Origin of the sequence: Streptomyces sp. TRM68367, from assembly GCF_014495685.1 — a bacterium.
Taxonomy (GTDB): Bacteria; Actinomycetota; Actinomycetes; order Streptomycetales; family Streptomycetaceae; genus Streptomyces.
Genome location: NZ_JACTVI010000188.1, coordinates 1 through 6,717 on the forward strand (window position 1 = coordinate 1; position 6,717 = coordinate 6,717).

At 68.5% G+C, this 6,717-nt stretch carries 5 protein-coding genes and 3 pseudogenes; 7 read left to right on the plus strand and 1 reads right to left on the minus strand.

The window, feature by feature from the left end; genetic code table 11:
- Positions 1 to 104: 104 nt before the first annotated feature.
- Both H8R17_RS43945 and H8R17_RS43950 read left to right on the plus strand, forming a co-directional pair.
- Positions 105 to 566, plus strand: coding sequence for a suppressor of fused domain protein (locus H8R17_RS43945; protein WP_187828769.1), 462 nt, complete (start codon positions 105 to 107; stop codon positions 564 to 566).
- A gap of 711 nt (positions 567 to 1,277) precedes the next feature.
- Positions 1,278 to 2,221 (plus strand): annotated as a pseudogene (locus H8R17_RS43950) (Tn3 family transposase); the annotation flags it as partial.
- Positions 2,222 to 2,227: 6 nt separating this feature from the next.
- Here the strand turns inward: H8R17_RS43950 and H8R17_RS43955 are convergent.
- Positions 2,228 to 2,947 (minus strand): SDR family oxidoreductase, encoded by a 720-nt coding sequence (locus tag H8R17_RS43955; RefSeq protein ID WP_187828771.1) that lies wholly within the window; start codon positions 2,945 to 2,947, stop codon positions 2,228 to 2,230.
- Between the two features lie 54 nt (positions 2,948 to 3,001).
- Between H8R17_RS43955 and H8R17_RS43960 the strand changes: the two genes are divergently transcribed.
- The 5 genes and pseudogenes from H8R17_RS43960 to H8R17_RS43980 form a co-directional block, all read left to right on the plus strand.
- Complete coding sequence (locus H8R17_RS43960; RefSeq protein ID WP_262506008.1) at positions 3,002 to 3,598, plus strand: TetR/AcrR family transcriptional regulator; 597 nt, start codon at positions 3,002 to 3,004, stop codon at positions 3,596 to 3,598.
- Between the two features lie 30 nt (positions 3,599 to 3,628).
- Positions 3,629 to 4,462, plus strand: a complete 834-nt coding sequence (locus H8R17_RS43965; protein WP_187828770.1) for an SDR family NAD(P)-dependent oxidoreductase — start codon at positions 3,629 to 3,631, stop codon at positions 4,460 to 4,462.
- Positions 4,463 to 4,577: 115 nt separating this feature from the next.
- Positions 4,578 to 5,744, plus strand: coding sequence for an IS630 family transposase (locus H8R17_RS43970; RefSeq protein ID WP_262506009.1), 1,167 nt, complete (start codon positions 4,578 to 4,580; stop codon positions 5,742 to 5,744).
- A 32-nt stretch (positions 5,745 to 5,776) separates the two neighbouring features.
- Positions 5,777 to 6,404, plus strand: a pseudogene (locus H8R17_RS43975) (Tn3 family transposase); the annotation flags it as partial.
- An 8-nt stretch (positions 6,405 to 6,412) separates the two neighbouring features.
- Positions 6,413 to 6,717: pseudogene (locus H8R17_RS43980) on the plus strand (hypothetical protein); the annotation flags it as partial.

Consider the following 6,717-nt stretch of genomic DNA (forward strand, 5'->3'; position numbering starts at 1 on the left):
CCCATGGGGAATTACGTGACCGCGGGGGTGGGGAATTACGTGACGCGGAACCCGCTCCACCTGGGGAATTTCGTGATCGCTCACAGCCGGAACGGCGAGACGCGGTGCCCGATCTGCGAGTTCTCGTTGTGGGGCCCGGTCCCTGCAGCGACAGCTGGGCCTATGTGACCGCCGGGTGCTGGGCCGCGATGGAGAAGGACGGTCACGGCCTTGAGTTCGTCATGACCGCCCACGTCCGCGACCAGCGGTTCATCGAGCTCATGGCGATGATCGCCTACTACCACTGCGGAGGACATCAGCTCGACCTGGAGCACAGCATGCCGATCGGTGAACCGTGGGTGCCGGCGTCAACCTGCGATCACCTGCTGGTCAGCCTGCCCTATCTCCACGGACCAGACCTTGAACACTGTCCCGTTCCCGGGGGCCACGCCCGCATCCTGTGGACCCTGCCCGTAACGACAGCCGAGATCGAGTTCCGCAGGCGTCACGGGCACGAGGCGTTGGAGCAGCTCTTCGACAAGGCAGAGATCATCCCCACCGATCCTTTCAGGGCCTCGGTTGCCTGAGTTTCCGTCCTCCGGCAGTCACCGATTGTGGTCGCCAGGGGCGTATCGGCTCCAGGTTCCGCCAGCCTCGGTAACCAGCGGGGTGGCGGTCTTGTCGTGATATCCGAGTGCCTTCGCGATGACGGGGGCCGGGGCCCTCCTGGTGCAGCCCTTCGTGGGTGAGCGGGATGCTGCCGGTGGCCAGGCCCCGCAGGAGACGGACGACGTTGGGATTGCGGAGCCAGATCAGTCGGCACTTGGGCCGGTCCATCTCCAGCAGGGAGGTGATCAGTGGTTCCAGTGAAGGGGCAACACAGCCGGCGCCGTCGTCGAGGAGCCGGCCGAGGGTGTCGGCCAGGGTGCAGCGTTCGCAGAGACCCCCGCCGAGCAGGAGTCCTTCGAGCCACACCGGTCGCAGAAGAAGTCGCGGGTGATGCCCGCGCAGTCGCGACAGATCGGCGTGCCGGCGGTGTCCAGTCCGGGCAGCAGCCGGTCGGCTCGGCAGCTTGGGCAGCGGCCGTGGACGCGCATCGCGCGTTCGTAGCAGGTCCGGCAGACCGGACCGTCAGACCACTGTGCCGACTTCGCCGCCCGACGTCCACAGCGGTGCGCAGGTCCGGACGTGCCACCGCTCGTATTCCTCAGGAGTCATCGCTCACGCCTCGGGCGTTAGCCGGACCCGTGTGGGTCGGCGGGCGGCCAGGTTGATGGGTGCCTCCTCGCCGGTAGTTGGTCCGCACCATCGCGGAGAAGCGGCTGCACACCACGGTCGCGAAGGCCGCCCGGCGGGCGGACCCGGCGCTGCCCGGCGACCTGGTTGCCACGCTGAAGACGCCTGCGGGCAAGCGGTACTCGGAGCTGGAGCGGATGCGCCAGCCCCCGACGCGGACCACCGGTACCGCGATGAAGGGCGCGTTGCAGCGGGTCGAGGACATCGCTGCCTTCCAGCTGGGACGGGTGAAGCTGGAGCAGATCCCGCCGAACCGGCTGTCCGCGCTGGCCCGGTACGGGCTGGGCACCAAGGCCCCGAAGCTGGAGCGGACCCCGGAGCCCAAGCGGACGGCGATGCTCACTGCGGTGATGCGCCACCTGGAGGCCAAGGCGATCGACGACGCCCTGGACCTGTTCGAGATCCTGATGGCGACGAGGCTGATCAGCACCGCGAAGCGGTCCACGGACAAGCAGCGGCTGTCCACGCTGCCGCAGCTGGGAAGGCATCCCGGATCGTGGCCAGGGCGGCGACGGTGTTCATTGAGGAGCTGGAGCTCATCGAGGAGACCGGCTGCGATGTGGACGTGGCCGCGTTGTGGCGGGCGCTGGAGGAGGTCGCGCCCCGTGCGGCACTGCCCAGCGCGGCGGTCACGGTGGTGAGCCTGGGGCCTGAGGACGACGACTCGGCGGAGACGGCGCTGCGCGGGGCGCCGGCGCTGCGCTACAACACCGTCAAGCCGTTCCTGTCGCTACTGGGCGAGACCTCGGCGCTGGGGGCTGCGACCGGCGGGACGCGCATCCTTGCCGGGGTGAAGAGGCTGCCCGCGCTGTCGCGGCGGAAGGTGGGCGAGAAGCCGCTGCTGCCGCGGGAGGTCGACGACAAGCTGGTGCCGGCGCACTGGCGCAAGGCCGTGTACGCGAACGCCGAGCTGCCCCAAGGGGCGGTGGACCGCGACGGCGCGGTGAGCGGGTCAGCCGAGCGAGACCAGACGCGCGCCCCCGTCGGTCTCGATGATGGTGCCGGTGAGGTTGGTATTGGTGGCGGCCAGGGCCACCACCTCGGCGATCTCCTGTGCCGAGGCGATGTGGCGGACCGGCAGAGTGGCGGCCGTTTGTGCGAAGTACTCGCGCTTGGCGTCTTCCGGCAGGCCGTTCCACCAGGGCGTGTCGACGAGCCCGGGAGAGACGGCGTTCACCCGTATCGGAGCGAGTTCCGCGGCCAGCGGCCTGACCAGTGCCTCGACGGCGCCGTTGAGGGCGGCGATGCCGGCGGTGCCCGGCATGCCGGTCCGCGCGGTGATGGCACTGAGCAGGGTGATAGACCCGTCCGGTGCGAGTTGCGGCAGGACCGCCTGGATCGTGGTGACGTGCGGCCAGAACTTGGCCTCGAACGCGCGTCGCAGCATCGTCAGGTCCAGATCGGCTACCGGCCCCGGCCCCTCGCTTCCGCTGGCCGCCAGGACCAGCCAGTCGACGCTGCCGGTCGCCTCGGCGAGAGCGCTCATCTCGTCAGGGTTTCCGGCGTCGGCCCGGTGCCCGACCAGCCCGGCGTCGGTGACGGCAAGGTCGTCAAGGCGCTCCTTGCTGCGGCCGGCGATGTGCACCGTGGCACCACGTGCCTGGAGCAGGCGGGCCGTTGCGAGCCCGATACCGGACGTTCCCCCGACTACGAGGGCAGTGCGCTGGGACATGGCGTCTCCTCATTTCGAACCGTCGCGTCTCGAATTAAGCTAGCCTCCATGGTCATGGACAAGCAACCCCCTTCGGAGTCACGCCCGGGACGCAAGCGCAGCGAGGAGAGCCGGATGGCGATCCTGGTCGCGGCGTTCGAACTGGTCGGCGAGGTCGGCTATGCGGGCCTGACGATCGAAGGAATCGCCAACCGCGCCGGATGCGGCAAACAGACGATCTACCGCTGGTGGCCCTCCAGGGCCCACGTTCTCCTCGAAGCACTCGCAGTGAAAGCCGATCTGTACGTCACGAACGCCGACCACGGCTCCTATACCGACGACCTACGGGCCTTCCTGGCGGACACCTTCCGGCTCGGCCGCCAGCAGCGCGTCATCGACATCCTGCGCGTCCTGATGGCGGAGGCCCAGATCAACGAGGAGTTCGGCCAACTCTTCCGCAGCGCCTTTCTGCAGCGTCGGCGCGACGCGCTCCAGGTGGTCCTCGATCGGGCCCGGACGCGGGGCGACCTGCCGCCCAGCCCTGCCGCGTCCACCGTCTTGGACATCGTGTTCGGCACCTTGTGGTACCGCCTGCTGGCCACGCGCCAGCCCATGGGCGACGACCTCGTCGAGGAGCTCACGGCCACCCTCACGCAGGCCGCACACCCCTGACCACCACAGCGATCGACCTGGGAGACCACAATGACCCTTTCCCGCGCCATCCTCATCACCGGCGCCACCGACGGCCTCGGCCTGGCCCTGGCCGAACGCCTGGCAGCCGACGGTTCCGACCTGATCCTGCACGGCCGCAACCAGGCCAACCTCGACCGCATCGCAGACCAGTTCGCGGCCCGCGGCGTATCCAGGCCCCGGACCGTGACCGCGGATCTCGCCGACCTCGACCAGGTCCGCCGCATGGCCGCTGAGATTCGCGCATCGGTGGACCGACTCGACGTCCTGGTGAACAACGCCGGCATCGGCGCAGGGCAACCGGACGGCCGAACCCGCCGCACCAGCGCCGACGGCTACGAGCTGCGCTTCGCCGTCAACTACCTCGCCGGCTTCCTGCTCACCCTCGAACTCCTGCCGTTGCTGCGCGCGTCAGCGCCGGCCCGCATTGTCAACGTCGCCTCCATCGGCCAGCACCCGCTCGACTTCGAGAATCTGATGCTGGAACGCGACTACGACGGCGTCCGGGCCTACGGCCAGAGCAAGCTAGCCCAGATCACGTACGGCTTCGAACTCGCCGCACGCCTGCCCGCCGACGAGGTAACGGTCAACAGCCTGCACCCCGCCACCTATATGCCGACCAAGATCGTCCTCGCTGAGATCGGACACAGCATCGACACGCTGGAACAAGGAGTGACCGCCACCCGCTGGCTCGTCACCGATCCGGCACTCGCCGGTACCACCGGACGGTTCTACGACCGCACCCGCGACACCCGCGCTCATTCCCAGGCATACGACAACGAGGACCGACTGCGCCTGTGGCAGGCGAGCCAGGAACTCACCAAAGCCGAGAGCCCCCCTTGTTGAAGTGCCGCTGAAGTTGAGGCCGTGGGCATGGCCGCCATCCTGCCCGACGCTCGCAGGACCAAGGGCCGCAGACTACGACCCGTCGTGATCCACTTCTCGTGATCGGCCCGTCTGCATGCCCGTTGCCGCCGCCCGTCAAATCGTCCTGACCGCCTGCGAGCGGCACCGGCTGAAGAAGGCGGCCCACGGTCACAAGACCGAGCACCAAACCCGGGTGCGCGCGCAGGTCGTGCTGCATGCGGCCTGCGGGTACTCCAAAGCACGCATCACCCGCGAGACCGGTCTGCACATAGACACCGTGCGGACCTGGCGCGGCCGGTTCGCCGAGCAGGGCCTGGTCGGCCTGGCCGACCGCAAGCGCAGCGGGCGCCCTGCCCGCTTCACCCCCGTGCAGGTCGCCGAGGCCAAGGCACTGGCCTGCCAACTGCCCGCCGAGACCGGCGCACCGCTGTCGCGGTGGTCGTGCCCGGAACTGGCCGCCGAGCTGACCGCGCGCGGCATCACCGACACCGTCTCGGCGTCCACGGTACGCCGCTGGCTGCGCCAGGACACGCTCAGGCCCTGGCAGTACCGGTCCTGGATCTTCCCACGCGATCCGGACTTCCGCGCGAAGGCTCAGCGAGTCCTGGACCTGTATGCCCGCACCTTCGACGGCGAATCGCTGGGCGACGATGAATACGTCGTCTCCGCCGATGAGAAGACCTCCATCCAGGCGCGCTGCCGCTGCCACCCGACCCTGGCGCCGGGGCAGGCCCGAGCGATGCGCGTCAACCACGAGTACCAGCGCGGCGGCGCCCTGGCCTACCTGGCCGCCTACGACGTCCACCGTGCCCGAGCCGTCGGTCGCTGCGAACCCAGGACCGGCATCGTGCCCTTCATGAACCTGGTCACCCAGGTTATGACCACCGAGCCCTACGCCAGCGCGAAACGCGTCTTCTGGATCGTCGACAACGGCTCCTCCCATCGGGGCCAGAGGGCCATCGACCGCCTGACCACGGCGTTCCCTAACGCGGTCATGATCCACACCCCCGTGCACGCGTCCTGGACGAACCAGATAGAGATCTTCTTCTCCATCGTCCAACGCAAGGTGGTCTCGCCCAGCGACTTCACGGACCTCAACCAGGTCCGGGACCGGCTCCGAGCCTTCGAAGACCGCTACAACGCCACGGCACAGCCATTCCAGTGGAGGTTCACCACCACCGACCTGGACGATCTGCTGGCCAAACTCGACCGGCGCACCGCCGATCACCAGGAAGAATGCTCCACCGCACCGGCAGCTTGATCAACCCCGAAGGACTTACGGCTCACACCACTAAGCTGAACGTGGAGAAGCTCCACGCGCTCGGCGAGCCGAAGTCGTTGGCGTGGCTGCGCGGCAGGGTCGAGAAGATGCTCCCGAAGATCGACCTGCCGGACCTGCTGTTCGAGGTGTACTCCTGGACCGGATTCCTGGACGCCTTCGTGCACCTGGGCGACGGCAGGACCCGCATGAAGGACCTGACCACCTGCTCGTGAGCGAGGCGTGCAACATCGGCATGACCCCGGTCATCAACCCGAACTACGAGGCGCTCACCCGCGCCCGGCTGGTCCACGTCGGCCAGTACTACCTGCGCGGCGACACCATCGCCGCGGCGAACGCCGCCCCGATCGAGGCCCAGGCCCGGGTGCCGATCGTGCAGTTCTGGGGCAAGGGCCTGCTCGCCTCCGTCGACGGCCTGCGCTTCGCGTCCCCGTCCGCACCATCAACGCCGCCCCGAGCCCCAAGTACTTCGCGAAGAAGAAGGGCATCACCCGGCTGAACGCCATTAACGACCAGGTGATCGGCATCGGGCAGATGGTGGTGCCCCGCACCCCACGCGACTCCCTGTTCATCCTGGACGCCCTGCTCAATCTGGATGGCGGGGTGAAGCCGGAGATGGTCGCCACCGACAACGCCTCCTATTTAGTTACATGGACACCTTGCCTCTCGTTGAGGGGCAGGGGCGGCTGTCCGAGCCGTCGCACGCGACGGTGGCGGAGGCGTCCATGCGGGTACGAGAAGGCCAGGAAAACGGTTCACCCCGCGTCGAGTTGCTCGACGAGAACGGCGAACCGGTCGAGGTAGTCTCCGGTTTCCTGCGGTTCCTCGCGGCTCGGGACTGCTCACCGAACACGCTGTTCTCCTACGCCTACGACCTCCGGCACCTGTGGCTCTTCTTCGCCGGTAGCGGTCTGAGCTGGGAACGGTTCGGCCCACCGGACTCGATCGCACTGCT

What these genes read in the sequence shown, in the direction of transcription:
- H8R17_RS43955 (WP_187828771.1), bottom strand. Translation starts at nt 2,947, where the DNA reads ATGTCCCAGCGCACTGCCCTCGTAGTCGGGGGAACGTCCGGTATCGGG.
- H8R17_RS43960 (WP_262506008.1), top strand. Translation starts at nt 3,002, where the DNA reads ATGGACAAGCAACCCCCTTCGGAGTCACGCCCGGGACGCAAGCGCAGC.
- H8R17_RS43965 (WP_187828770.1), top strand. Translation starts at nt 3,629, where the DNA reads ATGACCCTTTCCCGCGCCATCCTCATCACCGGCGCCACCGACGGCCTC.
- H8R17_RS43970 (WP_262506009.1), top strand. Translation starts at nt 4,578, where the DNA reads ATGCCCGTTGCCGCCGCCCGTCAAATCGTCCTGACCGCCTGCGAGCGG.